The sequence below is a fragment of the Marinomonas profundimaris genome (genome assembly GCF_000508165.1).
GTDB classification, from domain to species: Bacteria; Pseudomonadota; Gammaproteobacteria; order Pseudomonadales; family Marinomonadaceae; genus Marinomonas; species Marinomonas profundimaris.
The window spans coordinates 274,010-295,728 of the sequence record NZ_AYOZ01000012.1; the positions used below are offsets into that span (position 1 = coordinate 274,010).

17 protein-coding genes are annotated in these 21,719 nt (G+C 46.4%); 9 read left to right on the top strand and 8 right to left on the bottom strand.

The genetic code is table 11. The features are described from left to right. Nucleotides 1-2 precede the first annotated feature (2 nt). The 4 genes from D104_RS36995 to ahpF all read left to right on the top strand — a co-directional run bounded on the left by D104_RS36995 (nt 3) and on the right by ahpF (nt 7,350). The gene (locus tag D104_RS36995) at nt 3-3,872 is read left to right on the top strand and encodes a hybrid sensor histidine kinase/response regulator (RefSeq protein WP_024023898.1); all 3,870 of its coding nucleotides are present in this window, start codon (nt 3-5) and stop codon (nt 3,870-3,872) included. 8 nt (nt 3,873-3,880) lie between these two features. Next, nucleotides 3,881-4,942 carry a response regulator gene (locus D104_RS27615; protein WP_024023899.1) on the top strand — a complete coding sequence of 354 codons (1,062 nt, stop codon included), beginning with the start codon at nt 3,881-3,883 and terminating at the stop codon, nt 4,940-4,942. Between the two features lie 138 nt (nt 4,943-5,080). Continuing rightward, nucleotides 5,081-5,638 (top strand): alkyl hydroperoxide reductase subunit C, encoded by a 558-nt coding sequence (gene ahpC, locus D104_RS27620; protein WP_024023900.1) that lies wholly within the window; start codon nt 5,081-5,083, stop codon nt 5,636-5,638. A 164-nt stretch (nt 5,639-5,802) separates the two neighbouring features. After that, entirely contained in the window at nt 5,803-7,350 is a 1,548-nt protein-coding gene (gene ahpF / locus D104_RS27625) for an alkyl hydroperoxide reductase subunit F (RefSeq protein ID WP_024023901.1), read from the top strand. Between the two features lie 122 nt (nt 7,351-7,472). On the opposite strand, the gene D104_RS27630 is transcribed toward ahpF, so the two are convergent. From D104_RS27630 to D104_RS27640, 3 genes are all read right to left on the bottom strand, one after another. Further along, on the bottom strand, nt 7,473-7,787 hold the full coding sequence (locus tag D104_RS27630) for a helix-turn-helix domain-containing protein (protein WP_024023902.1): 315 nt from the start codon (nt 7,785-7,787) through the stop codon (nt 7,473-7,475). A 238-nt stretch (nt 7,788-8,025) separates the two neighbouring features. Continuing rightward, nucleotides 8,026-8,367 carry a zinc ribbon domain-containing protein YjdM gene (locus tag D104_RS27635; protein WP_031214770.1) on the bottom strand — a complete coding sequence of 114 codons (342 nt, stop codon included), beginning with the start codon at nt 8,365-8,367 and terminating at the stop codon, nt 8,026-8,028. 177 nt (nt 8,368-8,544) lie between these two features. Beyond that, a complete protein-coding gene (locus tag D104_RS27640; protein ID WP_024023904.1) occupies nt 8,545-9,477 on the bottom strand; it encodes a DMT family transporter in 933 nt (310 codons plus the stop codon). 96 nt (nt 9,478-9,573) lie between these two features. Here D104_RS27640 and D104_RS27645 point away from each other — a divergent pair, with 96 nt between their 5' ends. Further along, nucleotides 9,574-10,470, top strand: coding sequence for a LysR family transcriptional regulator (locus tag D104_RS27645; protein WP_024023905.1), 897 nt, complete (start codon nt 9,574-9,576; stop codon nt 10,468-10,470). A gap of 26 nt (nt 10,471-10,496) precedes the next feature. Here D104_RS27645 and D104_RS27650 read toward each other — a convergent pair whose 3' ends face one another. Together D104_RS27650 and D104_RS27655 are read right to left on the bottom strand one after the other, a co-directional pair. Next, nucleotides 10,497-11,015 (bottom strand): glycine cleavage system protein R, encoded by a 519-nt coding sequence (locus tag D104_RS27650; protein WP_024023906.1) that lies wholly within the window; start codon nt 11,013-11,015, stop codon nt 10,497-10,499. A gap of 130 nt (nt 11,016-11,145) precedes the next feature. Continuing rightward, a complete protein-coding gene (locus D104_RS27655; protein ID WP_024023907.1) occupies nt 11,146-12,381 on the bottom strand; it encodes an MFS transporter in 1,236 nt (411 codons plus the stop codon). Between the two features lie 218 nt (nt 12,382-12,599). Between D104_RS27655 and D104_RS27660 the strand changes: the two genes are divergently transcribed. Beyond that, nucleotides 12,600-14,249 (top strand): methyl-accepting chemotaxis protein, encoded by a 1,650-nt coding sequence (locus tag D104_RS27660; protein WP_024023908.1) that lies wholly within the window; start codon nt 12,600-12,602, stop codon nt 14,247-14,249. Between the two features lie 76 nt (nt 14,250-14,325). On the opposite strand, the gene sstT is transcribed toward D104_RS27660, so the two are convergent. Beyond that, the gene (sstT, locus tag D104_RS27665) at nt 14,326-15,546 is read right to left on the bottom strand and encodes a serine/threonine transporter SstT (protein ID WP_024023909.1); all 1,221 of its coding nucleotides are present in this window, start codon (nt 15,544-15,546) and stop codon (nt 14,326-14,328) included. A gap of 234 nt (nt 15,547-15,780) precedes the next feature. Between sstT and D104_RS27670 the strand changes: the two genes are divergently transcribed. The 3 genes from D104_RS27670 (at nt 15,781) to D104_RS27680 (ending at nt 19,163) form a co-directional block, all read left to right on the top strand. Further along, entirely contained in the window at nt 15,781-16,419 is a 639-nt protein-coding gene (locus tag D104_RS27670) for an NAD(P)H-dependent oxidoreductase (protein WP_024023910.1), read from the top strand. A gap of 94 nt (nt 16,420-16,513) precedes the next feature. Then, nucleotides 16,514-17,053 (top strand): DUF3750 domain-containing protein, encoded by a 540-nt coding sequence (locus D104_RS27675; protein WP_024023911.1) that lies wholly within the window; start codon nt 16,514-16,516, stop codon nt 17,051-17,053. A gap of 211 nt (nt 17,054-17,264) precedes the next feature. After that, the gene (locus tag D104_RS27680) at nt 17,265-19,163 is read left to right on the top strand and encodes an amylosucrase (RefSeq protein ID WP_024023912.1); all 1,899 of its coding nucleotides are present in this window, start codon (nt 17,265-17,267) and stop codon (nt 19,161-19,163) included. Between the two features lie 95 nt (nt 19,164-19,258). On the opposite strand, the gene D104_RS27685 is transcribed toward D104_RS27680, so the two are convergent. Together D104_RS27685 and prlC are read right to left on the bottom strand one after the other, a co-directional pair. Beyond that, the gene (locus D104_RS27685) at nt 19,259-19,519 is read right to left on the bottom strand and encodes a YheV family putative zinc ribbon protein (protein WP_024023913.1); all 261 of its coding nucleotides are present in this window, start codon (nt 19,517-19,519) and stop codon (nt 19,259-19,261) included. A gap of 21 nt (nt 19,520-19,540) precedes the next feature. Further along, nucleotides 19,541-21,571: an oligopeptidase A gene (gene prlC, locus D104_RS27690; RefSeq protein ID WP_024023914.1), complete on the bottom strand. Its 2,031-nt coding sequence runs from the start codon at nt 21,569-21,571 to the stop codon at nt 19,541-19,543. Nucleotides 21,572-21,719 lie beyond the last annotated feature (148 nt).

The following is a 21,719-nucleotide window of genomic DNA, read 5'->3' on the forward strand; positions in this document are numbered from 1 at the left end:
TTATGAAAACGTTAAAGAAACGTCCTTTATCTATCGCCCCACTTATATGGTTACTCACCGCGGTTGCCTTAAGCTCATCTATTATTGGTGCGGTTATTCTGACGGCGACATTACAAGAATTGTCTCAACAGCGACAGAGCCTTAGAGCAAAACAGTCACTCTTACTCGATGCCACCGCAGAAATTAGGGAAATCGTACCAGCTCAAAAAAGTCGTCTTCGCCAAGCGTTATTTGAGGGTTCAAACGAAATGTCAGAAGACCAGAGTAATGTGAAGCGCTATCAAGCGGCCATTCTCGCCCTGCACAGCGCTTCTGTAGGCAACCCTGATATTGCGGTCATTACCTCTCAATTAGAAATCAGCGGCCAAGAAATTCAAGCGCTAACAGGAAGAATTAACCGTTGGTATATCTACAAATCACGCTACCTTGCGAAAAAAGAAGTCACAAATACGCAAGGCAAAACACTGCTTCATATTGACAATCTAAAGCAGATAATTTACTCGATGACTGGCAAAGCGAGGTTAAGAGAGAACGCGCTGATCTACCAATACAATACGTCCAAAAGCACCGAACGAGACGCACTGGCCAAGCAATATTTGACGCTTCGTTTAGCGCGATTAGAGTCGGCACTCAATACCGCTATGGAAGATGTAACCACATTGGAGCTAGCGGTAAGTGTGATTGTTCATTCAAACTCACTCAATGTGATTCTGGATCTCAAAGACAACCAAATGAAATCCTCTATGGATCGATTGGACTATGTGATTGCAGAAGCCAGAAAATCCTATCCTGAAGCCGCCCAGAAACTCCAGAACGAGCGCCATGCACTCGCTGAAATCTTGTTTGGTAAAAGCTATGTATTTGACCAAAACGATCAAGTCATTCGACTGGGAGCGGGGGGGTTATTCAAAGAAAGGTTTGAGCTCCGTTTAATCGATCAGGGAAAAATGGAGCTCAATAATCAATTAGAATCCATTTTTCAGCCACTACCAAGACGGTTAGACCAAATTGGTGAGTTTGTGCAATCTAACTCCAAGGAGTTAGAACAAGAAATCGGCGATCAGCTTACCGATGTGAAATTGCGCATCATCTGGATCAGTGCCATCGGTATCGCTATTCTGCTGTTATTAGCGTGGGCGATTTCTCGTAAAATGACGCGTCAATTATCAGGCTTCGTAGAAAGCGAAGAGCGCTTTCGTTCTATATTCGAAATCACGCCTGACCCAGCTTGGATATTAGTCGACAAAAAAATGGTGGAGTGCAATCAGGCCGCCATCACTACGCTTCAATACCCAACGGTGGGGCAATTGCTCGATACCGACTTGAATCGCCTGTCGCCAGTCACTCAAGCGGACGGCGCGAACTCCATACTCAGTTTAGAAGATCATTTGGAAGAAGCGGCGCTTAAAGGTCACACGCTCACCGAGTGGGTTTTCCAACGGACGGATGGCGAACTCATCTATGCCGACATGACCATTTTATCCATTGTTTTTGACAACAAACCCGCCGCCATTATTACTTGGCGAGACGTGACCGAGCGCTATATGTCTCAACAATCGCTCACTCACTACAAAGTTCAATTGGAAACAGAGATAGAAAAACAAACGCGAGAGTTACAAGCGGCCAAAGAAATCGCTGAGAACGCGAATCAGGCAAAAAGTGAATTCCTCGCCAACATGAGCCATGAAATTCGCACACCAATGAACTCGATCATTGGTATGTCATCGCTCGCATTGCAAACGAACCTGGACAGTAAACAACGTAATTACATTGAAAAAGTCAGCTATTCGGCGGAGTCCTTGCTGAACATTATCAATGACATTTTGGACTTTTCTAAAATCGAAGCACGCAAAATGGACATTGAAAATGTGCCCTTTACGTTACAAAATGTCATCGGTGATGCGGCCAATGTCTTGGAGCTCAAAGTCGAAGAAAAAGGGCTGGAGCTTATCATCGACATTCATCCAGACATCCCTGAAAAAGTCATTGGTGACTCCACAAGACTGCGCCAAATATTACTCAACCTTGGCAACAACGCGGTTAAATTCACCCAAAAAGGTGAAATCGTCCTGCGCATTTTGCCTTTTAAACAAAGCCCTACTGAACACATCATTCACTTCTCGGTACAAGACACAGGCATCGGGATCAGTAAGGAGCAACAGGACAAACTTTTCCAGTCTTTTTCTCAAGCTGACACCTCGACAACTCGACGATTTGGTGGCACTGGATTAGGGCTCGCCATTTCTAAGCGCTTGATTGAGTTAATGGGCGGCAGCATTTGGATCGAAAGTGAAGAAGGCAAAGGCAGCACATTTAATTTCACCGTGTGTTTCCAGCATTGCGAAAACACGCCTGTTGATTATTCACTGGATGACAAAACCACCTTCAAACAGGTGCTCATTGTGGATGATAACGACACCGCAAGAGAAGTGTTGCAGGCCAATGTGAAAGCACTTGGTTTTGACTATCACAGTTGCAGCAGTGGGCAAGAAGCCGTCCGTTACATTGAGTCGCTTAAAGGCAGCTCTCAACCTTACCCGCTCATGCTCATTGACTGGAAAATGCCGGATCTCGATGGCATAGAAACCTGCAAAGCCATTTTGGAAAAAACACCCGACGAGTCCACGCTGACCTTGATCATGGTCACGGCGTACGGGCAAGAAGAAGCACGTACCGCGGGCGCTAACCTCCCTATTTCTGGCTACCTAACCAAACCCGTTACAACCTCCAGTTTGTTTGATGAAATCATCAAGGTATGCGGTCCTAAATCCAAAAATGTCATCAGCCAAAACGACAGCCAAGCAGACACAACACAGTACGATCAGCTTGCGGGCGCAAACGTATTGTTGGTAGAAGACAATGAAATCAACCAAGAGCTCGCTGTCGAAATCTTGTCCAAATATGGCGTTAAAGTCACCACGGCAAACCATGGGCAAGAAGCCATCGACATGCTAGAACCAGGGCGTTTTGACTGCATATTAATGGATTGCCAGATGCCAATTATGGATGGTTATACTGCAACGCGTCACATTCGCACGTTATCTGAATACAATGACACGCCGATCATCGCCATGACCGCGAACGTGATGCAAAACGACATTAAACAAGCCGAAGAAGCAGGCATGGACGACCATATTGCGAAGCCCATTCACCTGGAAACTATGTTTGCCACACTACTCAAATGGGTCAAGGTGACACCGTCTTCCGCGACTCAAAAAACAATCGCAACGACGCGTCAAACGAAGCACGATCTATTGCCCGACAGTCCGGTCATTGACACTGAATTGGGGCTCGAAAGAACACAAACCAGCACTCTTTACATTCGATTATTAAAACGCTTTTTGGACTCTCAAACGCCCTTCATTCAAGAATGCAAAAACTACCTTGAGGAAAGCGATTACGTAGGGGCCACTCGACATGCTCACACCCTTAAAGGCGTGGCTGGTACGCTTGGAATGACGGCGTTGGAAGCGTCCTGCGCAACATTAGAAAAAGCGTGTGAAGCAGCAAGTTCGGATATTTCACCTATACTACTTAAGGTTGAGAGTGATTTAACGCTCGTTATAACCGCCTTACAGCAGTGGATAGACACCACTGAAAACGGTGAACAGCACGTAGAAAGTATCGCGACACCCGTTTCTAAAATGGACACGGTCATCTTCCAGCAGAAATTAGACAGGTTGCACGTGTATCTGGATAACAATGAGGCAGAAGCACTGACGGTTGCACAGGAGTTGCTTCCTCATATCACGGAAAGTAAATCGCACAAGGTCATGATTAAACTCATTGCCGCGCTTAACCTTTATGACTTTGACCAAGCCATAAAGCATTACGATAAACTAAAAACGTATTTGGAAAGCCCTGAGCAGTAGCCACTACCATGACAGACAGCATTATTGAACAAGACAGTATTGAATCTCCAATGGACAAACCCACGATATTAATCGTGGATGATACGCCACAAAATATCGACGTGCTTATCGCGTCCTTATCCGACGAATATCGTATTAAAGTCGCATTGAATGGGATGAGAGCCTTGGCGATTGCCACGACAACCCCACGTCCAGATATTATTCTGTTGGATGTCATGATGCCTGAAATGGATGGCTACGAGGTCTGCAATCGCTTAAAAGAAAACCCAATGACAGCCAAAATCCCTGTCATTTTCGTGACCGCCAAACACGACATCAAAGACGAAGAACGCGGCTTTGCAATGGGTGCGGTGGATTACATTATTAAACCCATCAGCCCCCCTATTGTGCGTGCTCGAGTCCGAACGCACATCGCGCTATACGACCAAAACAGACAACTACAGAAAAAAGTCGCGGAACGCACTCAAGCGCTTGAAGCCAGCCAACTGAGAATCATCCATCATTTAGGTCAAGCTGTTGAATACCGAGACAATGAAACGGGGGCGCATGTTATCCGCATGAGTCACTACACTCGTTTTATTGCAAAAGCCTACGGCGGCAATGACGGTTGGGTGAGGAAAATTTTCCTCGCGGCCCCCATGCATGATGTTGGAAAAATAGGCATTCCAGATGCCATATTATTGAAACCGGGCAAACTCACACCGGATGAATGGGAGATGATGAAACGCCATACGATTTTTGGTGGTGAAATTTTCTCTGGTGACGATGACCCCATGCTACAAATGGCGAAAACCATTGCACTAACCCATCATGAAAAATGGGATGGCAGCGGTTACCCTAACGGCTTAAAAGGCGAAGAGATTCCCATTGAAGGCCGTATTGTGGCAATTGCTGATGTTCTGGATGCGCTGATGTCTAAACGCCCTTATAAAGACGCTTGGCCATTAGAAGAAGCTCTGGCCTATATTCAAAATAACTCTGGATCTCAATTTGACCCCAGTCTCACACCCTTAATGAAGGGCATCACTGCAAAAATTCTTGCTGTTCGTGAACAATACCCTGATGCATAGAATAATTTATAGACACACATCAGCTATAGCTTTTAACAATTGAAACATTAGAAAACAACAATTTCATCAATCGATCGATCTCCCTTAATATGTGTTTTGTTGGTAACGCAAACACAAACACTTATTAGGAGATACACAATGATCAACACTCAAATCAAACCATTCAATGCAACCGCTTTTAAAGGCGGAGAATTCGTAGACATTTCTGAGAAAGACGTACTAGGAAAATGGTCTATCTTCTTCTTCTACCCAGCTGACTTCACGTTTGTTTGTCCTACAGAACTAGGCGACGTTGCTGACCATTACGCAGAGCTTCAATCTCGTGGCGTCGAAGTATTCTCTGTTTCTACAGACACTCACTTCACTCACAAAGCATGGCACGACAGCTCTGAAACCATCGGTAAAATCAACTACTTCATGGTCGGCGACCAGTCTGGCAAGATCACCAACAACTTTGGTGTGATGCGTGAAGGTCAAGGCCTAGCAGATCGTGCAACTTTCTTGATCGATCCAGAAGGCACCATCCAAGCAATGGAAATCACCGCTGAAGGCATTGGCCGTGATGCAGAAGAGCTACTTCGCAAAGTAAAAGCAGCGCAATACGTTGCCGCTCACCCAGGTGAAGTTTGCCCAGCGAAATGGAAAGAAGGCGAAGCAACATTGGCACCGTCTCTAGACCTAGTTGGCAAAATCTAAGCAAACTGCTGATTAGCGGATAAGCAGCTCCCTCGCTTTTAGAGGGAGCTCACTTACTCACTCAGTTTTCAAACAGCAACACACCATTTTTTTACAGCTCTACCTTTAACAGCATAACGTTTAAACACAGCACATCACTCAATCTGAAAAACGGGTTTTACATCATGTTAGAAGCAAACATCAAACAACAGTTGGGCACATACCTACAAAATATCGTTAATCCGATTGAAATTACTGTGTCCACAAATGGTTCAGCTAAAGCAGAAGAATTACTTGGCTTGGCACGTGAAATCACCGAGCTCAAAAGCGACAAAATCACCTTATCGATTAACGAAAACGCCGCCGGTCGCGCCCCACAAATGGCGATTGGTCCACAAGGTCAACTGCCTCGCGTTCGTTTTGCTGGCATCCCAATGGGCCACGAATTTACGTCGCTCGTGTTGGCACTATTACAAGCGGGTGGCCATCCATCCAAAGCCGCACCAGCAACGCTTGAGCAGATCAAAGGCTTGGACACAGAATTAAACTTTGAGGTGTACATTTCCCTCTCTTGTCACAACTGTCCAGACGTTGTGCAAGCCGTTAACTTAATGGCGGTGCTTAACCCGAACATTACCGCGACCATGATCGATGGCGCCTTGTTCCAAGACGAAGTCGAAAAGCGCGAAATCATGGCGGTGCCATCGGTTTACTTGAACGGCGAGCTGTTCGGCCAAGGTCGTATGACCCTAGATGAAATTCTTAACAAAGTAGACACCGGCGCCGCCAACAAACAAGCGGCAGCCTTGTCTGAAAAAGCCCCATACGATGTACTCGTTGTCGGTGGTGGTCCAGCGGGTGCCGCGGCGGCAATCTACGCGGCGCGTAAAGGCATTCGTACCGGTGTTGTTGCCGAACGTTTTGGCGGCCAAGTGTCTGACACCATGGCGATTGAAAACTTCATTTCGGTCAAAGCCACTGACGGCCCGAAATTGGTTGCTGGCCTTGAACAACACGTTTTGGATTACGACGTAGACTTGATGAAAACGCAAAAAGCGGTTCGTCTTGAGAAAAAAGAATTCGTTGAACTGGAATTAGAAAATGGCGCGATCCTGAAAAGTAAAACCGTCATTCTAGCCACCGGTGCACGCTGGAGAGAAATGAACGTACCCGGCGAACAAGAATACCGTGGCAAAGGCGTGGCATACTGCCCGCATTGCGACGGACCGTTGTTCAAAGGCAAGAAAACCGCCGTTATCGGTGGTGGTAACTCAGGCATTGAAGCGGCCATTGACCTTGCTGGTATCGTAGAACATGTGACGGTATTGGAATTTGGTGACACATTACGAGCGGATGCCGTCTTGGTGAAAAAAGCCAACTCTTTGCCAAACGTCACCATCATTAAAAACGCCATGACAACCGAAGTATTGGGCGATGGTCAACGCGTGATCGGCCTGAAATACACAGACCGCACCACTGACGAATCCCACCTTGTGGACGTTGCAGGGATCTTCGTACAAATCGGTTTGGTGCCAAACAGCGAGTTCTTAAAAGACACGTTGGAATTAACAAACAGAGGCGAGATCGTCATCAATGCTCACGGGCAAACCTCGATCCCGGGTGTGTTTGCCGCCGGTGATGTAACGACAACACCGTACAAGCAAATCATCATCTCCATGGGTGGTGGCGCAACAGCGGCCCTTGGCGCGTTTGACTACTTGATTCGTCACTAAAGCAGGCCAAAAGCTCAGAATTAAAGGTGTTGGTAGAAGCCCCCTTTTTCAATCAACACTTACTTTTCAAACCGTCCTCAGGCTTTGCTTGATGGCGGTTTTTTTTGATATTAGTGCCATCTTCATTGATCACTCTTCCCAACCAATAGATAACACGCCATATGTGGCTGAATCGGTGCGAGGCCAGATTTGATCCCAAAAGGTTTAAAGACTTTATCAATGATGCTTTGGGCTTGGCTTCCTTTGTCTTGTTCAATGTCTGTGAGCGTACGGCGACTCACACCAACCAATTCGGCGTAGCGTGTTTGTGAAATACCGAGCATGTCTTTTCGAAGGTATTTTAGAAGGGCGCCTTGGCTGATTTCACCAAGTAAATGTTGTCTTAGTAGATCAATGAGTAAATGCTGTCGCTGTTCTGCGGTCATGGTGGCTGTCATGTTCATCGTCCATTTTGAGCAAATTATCGCTCAAATATAGTCTGTAATATCAAAGAATGCGTAATATTTTGCGCATTTTTCAATCAGAAAACACAATGAGCGATATTTTGCACATTTCGTTCCTAGCTTACCAAACTACTTCACTGGTCAATGAGACAAAAAAAACAGGGTGTTTGCGCCATGATTATTACCACGCAAGCACCCTGTTTTATGGATAACGATAAGTTTTTTTACCCTGTTATGCAGAGGCTTTTTTGACGAACTGAGATTTCAGCATCATGTCACCTGCGCCGTCGACTTTACAGTCGATGTCGTGATCGCCATCGACTAGGCGTTTGATTGTCGCCTTAGTGCCGATTTTAAGGACTTGAGAGGAACCTTTTACTTTCAGGTCTTTTGCCAATGTCACTTTGTCGCCTTCTTGTAGCAACTTGCCGCTCATGTCTTTGATGATCAATGCGTCTTCATCAACAACTTCTTCATTCGGATTCCATTCGTGGGCGCATTCTGGACAAACCAGCATAGTTTGATCTTCATACACGTAAGTGGAATCGCATTTTGGGCAATTAGGAAGACTCATAGTTATCATTACCTTTGGCGTAAATGGGAAAATTTCGCGCATTATACCCCCATTTTTACTATGGTTTTTGATTGTGGGTAAAAAAAGTTTCCTTTTCCTTTTTATCGCCAATATTGCCGTCTCTCGCTGTGCCCAATACAAGCAAAAAAATTATTGTGGTTGCTCGTATTTCTTCGCTTATATCAGTGCTTTTTTAGCCATCCATTGTTGCTGCCATTTGACCATTCGTGGCAGTAACAATCCTGCAATGACAATCGCCATGCCCAGCAATTGTAGCGCCGTTACATTTTGACCAAACATTAGGGCGGTCAGGACAGCAAACACAGGGACAAAGTTGAAAAACAACGACGCGTTCGCGGCGCCCAGCTGTTTCACTCCAGAAATCCACAATAGATAACCACCAACCGTGCCAAACACGCCGATAAATAGGATGTCGGCCAATATGATGTGATCAATCAATAGGCTTTCTTGTATTGGATGCACCGTCGCGCTCAACGCCGTCACAACAGAAATCACACCAAAGCCAGCCAGCATACCCACTAGCGTGTATGGAATCATCGGCATCCAACGACTAATGCCTTGCGTCAAATAGGTATAAAGACTCCAACACAACATGCCGAAAAAGATCAGCTGGTCGCCGTGGTTAAATTCAAAACGAAGTACTCGCTGCAAATCGCCATTGGTCAATACAAGCAGCACGCCAAACAAACAGATGACTAAGCTAAAAACCGCCCCTCGTGTAGGCAAAGTGCGCTGCAACAATGACCCAATCAAGGATGTTGCCAACGGGCTCAATGCCATGATCAAAGCGCCATTACTGGCGTCGGTTTCCGCTAAGCCAGTAAACAATCCAAGGTTTAACCCGCCGACACCAACAATCGAAACGCCAATCACCCACACCCATTGTTTAGGCGTGAGTGTTGGCATTGAGATATTTTTCCATTTGGCGTAAACAAACAAACAGCATGCCGCGATGGCAAAACGCCAAAGTACCAAGGTAAATGGGTGAACTTCACTTAACGCCTGCTTACCGACCGGAAAACAAGCGCCCCAAAAAAACGTACACAAAAGCAATAACAACACAGCATTGGTATTGGCCGACCGATTCATCGTTAACTCCAAATATGGCTTGAGAAAGAATGGAAGAGAGTGTATAGATTTTATATACGGAATAAACAAACAATATTGAGAATATAAATCCCAAATATGAAAGTTAACTATTCACTAGATGATTTGCGTTGTTTTTGCGCCGTGGCCCAATATGGCAGCTTTAAACACGCCGCAAATACGCTGGGCATGCCTCTTTCCACGTTAAGCCGACGCGTGTCTAAACTAGAGGAAGCCCTCAGTTTACGACTTCTCAATCGTGATGCTCATCGGGTGCAATTAACCCTCGCAGGGCAAAAATATTATGAAAGAAGCGCTCACCTTTTTGATGAACTAGAAGACATCACATTTTGCCTTCATCAAGACACCGTTCAAGCAAAAGGCGGCATTCGCATCTCCGCGCCAATCAATTTTGGCCGTGATGTATTGACGCAATACTTTAATGCTTTTTTGAAAAAACACCCTGATATTCATCTGGATTTACGCTTTTCAAATCAAAACATTGATCTTGAAGAAGAGGCCATAGATGTCGCGTTTCGTATTGGCGATCACAACCCAGGTCATTGGGTTGGGCGTCATTTAACCAACATTCGTTTCGTGATCTGCGGCGCCCTAGACTTGGATGTCGCGTCTATAAAAACACCCGCCGATTTAATGAACTACCCCACAGTGATTTGTACCCCGATGTTTAGTTGGCAACTGCAACACCGCCAAACCGGTGAGATAACAACTCATAAGCCGAGCCAAACCGTGCGTTTGAAAGTAGACGATATTGGTGTATTAACGGAGGCAATAAAAGATGGCATTGGGATTGGATTTATACCGGATTATCACGCAAATCCCTTAATAGAATCTGGTGAGTGTAAACACATCTTACCCGAATGGCACAACCAGCCGCGAGGCTGTCAAATGCTCTACCGCGACCGAAATAATATGCCTCTTCGAGTAAGGCTGTTCATTGATTTTATGATGCAACCTTTTCAAGACAATAATTAGTCTTCTATTGTTGCAATGCAAACCCGTTACGCAAACTGATTCACGGACAGCTCGACAATCAAATCACTGCTGATGTTTTCTAACGCCACTTCCAATTCGGACAGCGGCAGGTCTTTTGGCACCGCCAATATCATCTCGGTTTTGAACAACATATCCGAACTCATCGGTGCGGGTTCGCACGACGTCGTCAGTTCTTTCACGTTTACCATGAGAGAATACAACACCTGAGACACTTCTTTCACAATACCAGGACGATCATTGCCCACCACAGACAAAGACAGTGTTGAGCCGTCTGCCACGCTTTGGTTGGCCGTCTCAACGGTGACATGCAAACCTAATTGCTCGAAGTTTTGCAGAGCCTTAATCAAGGCTTCTTGATGTTCGAGCGACACGGTCAGCGTTAAAATACCGGCGAATTTATCGGCCAAATGCGCCATTCGGCTTTCTTGCCAATTACCATGATGACGGGAAATAGTATCGGATAAACGTTCAACAATACCGGGACGATCTTCTCCGATAAAACTCAGTACGAGGTGCTGTGACATAGGATTCTCCATTACTATTTTTAGAATTATATAAAAGAATGAATCACTTAACGTGACACGGCGGTCAACGCCAGATTGGATCTAGACTACTGCAATTCATTCAGGTAGCCAAGTCAAGCGGCACTCTCTTTCAGTCTGGTTCTTTCAAGTTGGCTTTCGTCTGTTTGCGAAGAAACCAAACACCCAAAGCCGTTGCCAATATGCCTGACACACTGCCCATGCCAATAGCCCAACGCGCACCCAAGGTATCCGCCACCCAGCCAACCAAAGGCGCGCCTAACGCGGTACTGCCCATCGCAAAGGCCAACACCACCGCCATCACTCGGCCACGATAGCGTTTCTCGGTCGCGACTTGCATATAGGACGCCGTTGACGTGGTAAACAATTGCAAGCTCAAACCCAGAAAAATAAGCAACACCGCAAACGACCAAAAGGTCGGACTCATGGCCACCAACAAGCAGCTCACGGAGAACATCGCAGCCACTACAATCATTGAACGAAACGAAGGTGAAGATCGACGGCTGGCGGTGACCATGGCGCCGGAAATAGAACCAATCGCCATCATTGATACTAAGAAACCGTATTGATCCGCGTGGCCTTGAAACACATGCACCGTCATTGCTGACAAATACACCGAAAAATTCATTCCTAAACTGCAAATAAGAAACGACATAACGAGGATGACCGCCATTTCTCTATGCTGCCAAATATAACGAAATCCGTCTAAAAACTTCGCCATGTCGGGCGTTACACTAGAGCTGTCAGACGCCACCACGGGCAACCGCGTTTTAAACAAATGCAGCGTATACAACAGTGGAATAAACGACAAGACATTGATCATGAAGACCCAACCCGTACCAATCAAGGCAATCAATATCCCTGCGATGGCGGGCCCCACCAAACGCGCACTATTAAACGCCACCGAATTAAGCCCAACCGCATTCGACAGCTCTTTTTCACTGACAATATCCGACACAAACGCATGGCGAGCTGGCGCATCAAATGCCGCAACACAACCTAACGCAAAGGCACAAACACACACTTGCCAAAGTTGAACGTGCCCGCTCAGCACCAACAAGCCCAACACTAACGCCAAGAACGCCATCAAAGACTGCGTAATAAACAGTAGCTTGCGACGCTCCATTCGGTCTGCCGCCCAACCAGTAATAGGCAATAACAGAATCTGTGGGGCGAATTGCAAAAAAACCACTAAGCCGACCGCAGACGCGTTTTTATCGGACAGTTCCGCGATCACAATCCAATCTTGAGCGGTGCGCTGGAGCCACGCGCCAATATTGGAAATAATCGCGCCTCCAAACCAAAGTCGATAATTAGGATTGGATAAAGATCGAAATGTATTGCTCAACAAACGCTCCTTTCAATTAAAAAAACCTGTCATCGAATAAATGTCATGTCGTCACACTAAAATGCAAATTCGTATAGGAAATGTGCAAAAAAAGTGAGTGTTAACTATTGATCCTTTCTTGTACTATTAGCTATGCACATCCTATTCTGTAAAACTACTGGGATTTACAAGATCCGCTTTAGTTACACTATCAAATCATCACTAGCAGGTAACCGATCGTGATATTCAAACAAATGTCTCTGAAAGCACAGTTCATAACCGTTATTGCTTTGCCATGTTTGGTCTTAATTCTAGTCGGTTGGGCTGGTTTGTATGGCCTTTCAAATGCTCAAGAACAGACTAAAAACCTTGCTGAAAACACCAGCGCGCCAATGCGTTCGCTTGCAGAAGTTGCTTCTCGTATTCCTCGCATGCGTGTTGGTATCGACGTCATGTTGTTGCAAGAAATCCCAGCAATGCAGGACAAAAAAGGCGTGCTAACGCGTGTAAAAGAGACTCGCTTAGAAGACATTCCTGAAATGGATGAAGCATTAAAGCAAGCGCTTAATGCTCAAGTAAATCCAAAAACACGTGCCGAAGTACAAAAGATCATCGATATCTTCACGAAAGTCAAAAGCAATGAATTAACGCCCATGTTGGCAGCGCTGGAAAAAAACGACCTCGCCACGGCACAAGAAATCTACAAATCTAAGTACGCAGCGAGCTACGGCGTGATGCGCAAAGCGGTCAACGCGATTCTTGACGAGCTACTAGCACAAGGCGAATTGAACTACGCGAAGAGCCAAGAAAACTACGAAACCAGCCGTAATGAAATGTTTGCCTTGATCATTATCGCGCTAGCGGCGTCTATTTTCCTAGCCTTGTTGATGGTGCGCCGTTTGAATCACCGAGTGTCTTATCTACAGCAACATATTTCCAGTGCCAGTGACCAACTGGATCTTGGAAAGATGATGACATTAGATGGCCAAGATGAATTAAGTGACATTGCACAGCATTTCAATTTGTTCATTACGAAAGTACGTACGGCCATTGAAGCCGTCGCCGATAACTCACGTCAGCTTGCTCACACAGCAAACGATGTGGCGGCTAAAGCAAAAGCTACGCACAGCAACAGCATCAACGAACGTGATCGTACTACTCAAATTGCGACCGCCATTCATGAAATGGGCGCTACGGTAGAAAACATCGCAGAAAACGCCTCTCAAGCAGCGCAAGCGGCTCAAGAAGCAGACAAACAAGCACATCAAGGGGCGGAACTGGTTGCCCGTGCACGCAAAGGCGTAACAGCATTGTCTGGCGATATTCAACACATCAGCGCCGACATCGGTTCTTTGGCAACACAAACGGATTCAATCGGTAGCATTTTGGATACCATTCGAAGCATTTCTGAACAGACTAACTTGTTGGCTCTAAACGCCGCCATCGAAGCAGCACGTGCTGGTGAACAAGGTCGTGGATTTGCGGTCGTCGCCGACGAAGTACGAAATCTTGCCAGCCGTTCTGCGGAATCCACAGATGAAATTCAGAAGATGATCGACAAACTGCAAGAGCAATCTGCGAAAACAGTGGCGACCATTCAAACAGGTCAAGATCAAAGCAACTCGGTTGTAACGCAAGCGAACGAAGCCAATACGTCGCTTGAGCAAATCACCGCGCACATTGGTCAAATCAGCGACATGAACATTCAAGTGGCCACAGCGACAGAAGAACAAGCGCTGGTTGTGAACGACATGAGTAAAAACGTTGAAGAAATCAACCAGTTGACCACAGAAACCGCTGAGATCGCCGACGAACTTACGGCATCCAGTACGAACTTGCAAAAACTGTCTTCTCAACTGGATAAATTGGTTACTCAGTTCAAACTGTAAAACCACCAGCAGAAAGAAAATAGACACAAAAAAGGGGAGCGCATGCTCCCCTTTTCTTTTGTATTGTTTGCGCTAACTAGGTGTTGCCTTTCTCAAGACACGCTGCCGCCGTAAACAACACATCCGTCGAACTATTCAACGCGGTTTCTGCCGAATCCTGTAACACACCAATAATGAAGCCTACCGCGACCACTTGCATGGCGATGTCGTTGGGAATATTAAACAAGCTGCACGCCAACGGAATCAACAACAAAGAACCGCCCGCCACACCCGATGCGCCACACGCCGACACGGCCGCAATCACGCTCAGTAATAATGCTGTGCCAAAATCCAATGAAATGCCCAATGTGTGAACAGCGGCCAACGTCAGTACTGTAATGGTAATCGCCGCGCCCGCCATGTTGATGGTTGCACCAAGCGGGATCGAAACCGAATAGGTGTCTTCATCCAACTCTAAGCGCTTACATAGGTCTAAATTCACAGGAATGTTCGCCGCTGAACTGCGGGTGAAAAACGCCGTCAATCCACTCTCTTTCAAGCACTTAAACACCAAAGGATAAGGGTTTCGACGGATTTTCCAAAACACCAACAAAGGGTTGGTTACCAACGCAATAAACAGCATGGCACCAATCAGAACCGCCAATAAATGAGAGTACCCCAACAGCGCATCAACGCCCGTTGCCGCGATCGTGCTGGCCACCAATCCAAAAATGCCAAAGGGCGCGAGGCGAATAATCACCGACACAATGCTGGTCACACTGCTTGCGAGATGCTGAAGGACAGCCTTGGTCGATTCAGACGCGTGGCGTAGCCCCAAACCAAAGCCGATAGCCCAGGTTAAAATACCCACATAGTTACCCTGCACCAGGGCATTTACCGGATTATCGACCATCTTAAACACCAACGTTCGCAACACTTCACCAATGCCCTGCGGTGCACTTTGACTCAAATCTGGTGCCACCAGACTGAGTTGTGTTGGGAACAAGAAGCTGAACACGACTGCCGTCAGTGCCGCGATAAATGTGCCAGCAATGTATAGGACAAGCACTGGACGAATATGGCTTTCCTGCGCCTGTTTGTGATTGGCAATGGACGCCATCACCAACAAAAACACCAAAATCGGTGCAATGGCTTTTAGGGCTTTTACAAAGAATCCGCCCAATATGTCTGTCGACAAGGCAATGCTCGGAGCAACATAGGCCAAGACGACACCGCAAAGGATACCGATGGCAATTTGTAGCACTAAGCTACCGCTTAAATAACGCTGTAATAACGTGGGTTTGGAATGAAATGTCATTAGAAAGGGGTCCGTTGAAATTTTCAAAATGGCACCTTACTGTATACAACCGCAAAAATGAACCATTTTGGCGCACAAAACCCGCTTATATCGAGATAATTCAAACAAATACGATGGTTTTTCGCGACATCAATCCCTTTTATTGCTTTCACATTTGCTTCTCAAAGCACGCTTGAAGTTAAACGTTATTGGACTCATATTGTCTCCATACATCATCATTCTTTAAGGAAAAGCATGTCTAATTTATTGGATAAATTGAACTGGCGTTATGCCACTAAAAAAATGGATTCAAGCAAAGCGGTGGAACAAGAGAAAGTCGATCGCATTTTAGAAGCCATCCGCCTAACAGCGACATCAAGCGGCTTACAGCCATACGAAGTCATCGTGGTAAAAAACAAAGCACTGCGTGAAGCCATCGTGCCTCACGCCTGGAACCAAGCACAAATCACCGACGGCTCTCACCTTTTAGTGTTTGCGGCATGGGACAACTACACAGAAGAGCGCATCAACAAGATGTTCGATCTTGTCAATGACGAACGTGGTTTTAAAAACGAAGGTTGGGAAAACTACCGCCAAATGATCCTTGGCGCTTACCCTCCACGTGACGCTGAAGTGAATTACCAACATGCGGCACGTCAGGCTTATATTGGTCTTGGCACCGCGTTGATTGCAGCGGCGGAAGAAGGCGTAGACAGCACACCTATGGAAGGTTTTGACCCTACAAAAGTAGACGAGATCCTAGGTCTAACAGAACGCGGCCTGCGTTCTGTGATTCTACTTCCTTTAGGTTACCGCGCAGAAGAAGGTGACTGGTTGAAAGATCTTAAAAAAGTGCGCCGTTCAACAGAAGACTTTATTACTGAAATGAACTAATTAACAATTTCATTGAAACAATAGATCTAAAACGCCAGTTTTCTGGCGTTTTTTATTTCTCTCCAACAGAACGCCATTTGGCTTGGATCAGAAAATGACAAAATACGTAGGGTTATTACTCATTTCATTATTACTAAGTGGTTGTTCTAGCAACGATAGTTGGCGAACCGCCAGCCGCGAACCCGCGGGTATCGCACCTTCTCCAGAAGCAGAAAAAGACGCCGTTATCGAATTCTACGCCGCCGACGCCTACAGCTGGCGCGGTTGGTTTGCAGTGCATACTTGGATCGCAACAAAAGAAAAAAACGCCGCAGAATATACGGTTCATGAAGTCGTTGGCTGGCGAGTCAATCGAGGCCTACCCGCGCTATCAGAATACAAAACCAGCTCGCCAGATCGTTTCTGGTTTGGCGCAAGACCAGAAAAAGTACTGTCCATTACCGGGCCAAAAGCCGAAGCATTGATACCAAAAATTAACGAGGCGGTAGCTCGTTACCCTTGGGCAGACGAATACACCGTATTTCCAGGCCCTAACAGCAATACCTTCCCAGCGTGGATAGGAAAGCAAGTTCCTGAACTGAACCTAAATATGCCATTTAACGCCATCGGCAGTGGTTACGCTTCGCACAAGTAGCTTGTTAATTTACGAGGCGTTTCACGTCTCGTAAATTAAGCCCGTTTTTAGAACGCCCCTGTATTGACCCGCCCTGAGCCTTGCGCTACGTTTTCTTAAGGTAAGCAAGGAACGCGAACTTTGTCACCTGACACTACGAACCCACGAAAATAACAACAATATCACTCGTATTCTTCACACGAGCTTTATCTTAAAAAGGTATATAACCGCCATGGATTTCGAAGCTCTACAAACCAAGCAGCGCCTTTTGGCCGAGCTGGACTTTAGTACGTTAACTTCTCAACAAAAATCCATTTTCATGCAGCGGCTCGACACGAATTTCATCCCGCTTTTCCAGCAAGTTTTTCCGCTTTATGGTCATTGTTTTGACCTGCATTATCATTTAAAAGTTTTGCTACAATCCTTCATCAATTTCCAAAAAAAGAAACGTCCAGCGCAAATCAAAAATGCACCAGAGCACTGGTTCGAGTCGAATCAAAACGTCGGCATCGCGGTGTACGTAGATTTACTCGCGGATGATCTAACCTCGCTGGTCGACAAGATCCCTTATTTTGAATCGTTAGGGATTAATTATCTGCATCTCATGCCATTGTATTTGGCCCCTAAAGGCAACAGCGACGGCGGCTACGCAATTTCTGATTACCGCACGGTTTCCCCCAATTTGGGCACCAACAAAGACTTAAAAGACCTTGCTGCCGCATTGCACAAAAAAGGCATCCGTATGGTCTTGGATTTTGTGTTCAACCACACCTCAGACGAGCACTGTTGGGCACAAGCTGCCAAAGCAGGCGATCAGGAATACCAAAAATATTACCATTTTCTCAATAAGCACGACGCCGCTGAATACAACAACACAGTACGAGAAATTTTCCCTCAGGTTCGCCGTGGCAGCTTCACCCATCTACCGGTATTAGACCGTCATGTTTGGACAACCTTTAACTCGTTCCAGTGGGATTTGAACTATTCCAATCCGGCGGTTTTTGTTGCGGTGGTTGAAGAAATGCTGCACTTGGTTCTCAACGGCTGCGATGTACTTAGGCTCGACGCACTGGCGTTCGTCTGGAAAGAAAAAGGCACCGTATGCGAAAATTTGCCCAAAGCACACAACCTGATCAAAGCGTTTAAACGCTGTCTGGACATTGCTGCACCGCATGTGGTGTTTAAATCCGAAGCCATCGTTCACCCCGATGAAGTGAATAAATACATAGGCGCAGACGAATGCACGCTGTCATACAACCCATTGATGATGGCGCTGTTATGGGAAAGCCTTGCGACACGACAGACAACCCTTTTATATCAATCACTTGAACGCAGTTTCAACATCCCAAAACACACCACGTGGATTAACTACATCCGTTGCCATGATGACATTGGTTGGTTATGGGATGACGCCATATCCGATCGACTCGGCATGAACGGGCAGGGTCATCGTCGTTTTTTAAATCAGTTTTACACAGGCCAATTCGACGGTTCGTTTGCGGCTGGCGTACCTTTCCAAGAAAACCCGGTCAACGGCGATTGCCGTGTGTGCGGCACCTTAGCGTCACTTGCCGGAGTAGAAAACGCCATCAAGGCCGACGACCCCATTTTGCTCGACCATGCGATCAAACGCATTCGAGTATTGAACGGCATCAACTTCGCCATGCCGGGGATTCCATTGCTGTACCAAGGTGACGACCTTGGTGTACTCAATAACGATGACTACCTTAACGATGCAACAAAGGTCGACGATAGCCGCTGGGTGCACCGTAAGAAGCTCACTGAGAAGGACTTTACCTTAGCGCAGGACAAAATAGCACCGCAGGGGAAAATCGCTCAAATGGTCCGAGAGATGATTCAAATCCGCAAAGCCAACACGCTTTTTGCTGCGCAAGAATTTGAATTGATTACTCTGAACAGCGAACACCTCTTCGCGTTTAAACGAACATCAGGTGCACATACCTTATTGGTCATCGCCAACTTGAGTGAACACCGCGTTTCGCTTGCGAAACCACTCAGCGATATTCTTGGACAACACACTGCTCTCGATTTATTAACCGATCAGAACATCGACTTGCTTGGGTTAGTGGCAATCGAGCCATTGGATATGCTCTGGCTTACCCAGCCTTAATTCCGTGTTTCTGTTCAGAAAATACGGCAATAAAAAAACGGGCTTACTGTAAAAGTAAGCCCGTTTTTTAGTCACCTTCATATTTTGAAGAAGAATCAGTGCTTGGTCATCCCAGGGTTTGGAATGAAGTTGATTACGACTTCTTCGGCATCCGGCGCGCTGCTGTGCGGTTGATTCACTCGCGTCACGATCTCAGTCGGCTGAGCTTGAACCACGGTCGACTGCACATCTTCATAGCCACACGAAATGCATTCACGAAACTGCTGTTCTGCGTCGTCATCTCGCCACGCACGAATTTTATCCATCTCACTGCAACGTGGGCACACCGCACCGGCGATAAAACGTTTTACTGTCATAACCTTACTACCTTTATAACGCTAAGCGGCGATGCCACTGTGTCTTAACAAGGCATCGGTACTGGGCTCACGACCTCGGAATTCAGCGAACAATTCAGCCGCTGGACGAGAACCACCATTGGCCAATATGGTATCACGGAAGTGCGCGCCCGTATCCGTATTGAAAATGCCGTCTTCTTCAAATTTAGAGAACGCATCCGCCGACAAGACTTCCGCCCATTTGTAGCTGTAGTAACCCGCTGCGTAACCACCCGCGAAAATGTGTGAGAAGCTGGTCTGGAAACGGTTGAATTCTGGCGGTGTCGTGACGGCGACTTTACTGCGAACGTCATCGATAACCGATTGAACAGAAATGCCTTTTTGGTATTCCATGTGTAGACGGAAATCAAACAAAGAAAACTCTAGCTGACGCATCATTTGCATGCCAGATTGAAAGTTTTTCGCGGCAAGCATCTTGTCGAGTAAGTCCTGCGGCAATGGCTCGCCCGTTTCGAAATGCCCAGCAATGTGCGCAAGTGCATCCGGTTCGTAACACCAGTTTTCCATAAATTGACTTGGAAGCTCAACTGCATCCCACGCCACACCGTTAATGCCTGATACAGACGACACATCCACTTGGGTCAACATGTGATGTAAACCGTGGCCAAATTCATGGAACAAGGTGGTAACTTCGTCATGAGTTAGCAAAGCGGGTTTATTACCAATCGGTGGCGTAAAATTACACACCAAATACGCAATCGGAAGCTGTAAGCGATTGTCGCTTAAGCGACGACGTGAACGGCAAGAATCCATCCAAGCGCCACCACGTTTTGCTTCACGCGAATAAGGATCGAGGTAGAAACGAGAAATGTCTTCTCCGTCTTTACTGATGGTAAACAGTTGCAAGTCCTTGTTATAGTTGTCGAATTCTTTTTCTTCGCGAATTTCCACACCGAACAAAGTTTGTGCCACGTGAAACAATCCAGACAGAACCTTGTTCATTGGGAAGTAAGGGCGAAGCTCTTCTTGAGAAATGCTGAACTTATGCTGACGTAACTTTTCAGCGTAATACGTCATATCCCACGCGTTGAGTTTTTCCACGCCATTTTCGTCTTTCGCAAACGCGGTTAGTTGTGCAAGATCTTGTTCTGCCGAGCTTTTTGACTTTTTAGCAAGGTCTTCCAAGAAATCGATTACTTGTTGTCCGTTGTCGGCCATTTTGGTTGCAACAGACAATTCGGCGTAGTTGTCAAAACCAAGCACTTGAGCCATTTCATGACGCAATGACAGTATTTCATCGATCAAAGGCGCGTTATTGAACTTGATGTCGCCTCCTTGATCTGACGCACGCGTCGCAAACGCGCGATACATTTCTTCTCGTAATGCCACGTTATCGGCGTAGCTCATCACCGGAATATAAGACGGGAAATCCAGTGTAAATAACCAGCCGTCTTGTTCTTTGGCTTCGGCCATTTGCTTGGCTTGTGCTAAGGCAGATTCAGGCAAACCGGCAAGTTCACTTTCGTCGGTAATGAGTTTGCTCCACGCTTGTGTGGCGTCCAATACGTTTTCGCCAAACTGGCTGCCCAGTTCAGACAAGCGCTGGCTGATTTCGCCATAACGTGTTTTGGCGTCGCCTTCTAATCCCACGCCGGACAATTCAAAGTCGCGAATGGTTTGTGTCAACGCTTCGGTTTGTGCAACCGATAAGTCTTTCGCCGCATCACTTTCCGCCAAGGCTTTATAGGCTTGATAAAGCGCTTTGTTTTGACCAAGGTCGGTGTAAAACTGCGTCAATTTTGGCAAACACGCATTATAAGCCGCTCGAAGTTCTGGCGTATTTTTTACGGAATTCAAATGCCCAATTGGTGACCAGAAGTTATTCAAATCATCGTGTAACTGATCCAAGGGTAAAACAAGGCTTTCCCACGTCGGCTTGGTGTTTTCATTCACGCAATCATCAATGGCTTTTTTATTGTGCTTAAGCAGTGCTTCTAAGTCGGTTTCAATGCTCGCAACATCGACGCCGTTAAAATCCGGTAAGCTGGTCGCGTCCCATACAGACTGTGACATATCGTGGTATCCTTTTATGAAATTTAGGGCCTTTGTCGTCGGCGCTTTTGCCTTCCTGCTTCGACACTTTCATGTGACAGAGCCGCAAGGTAGTAATGATCTCTATGCTTAATAAGATATGTGATCTTTGCCGTTTTTCAATGGGTCT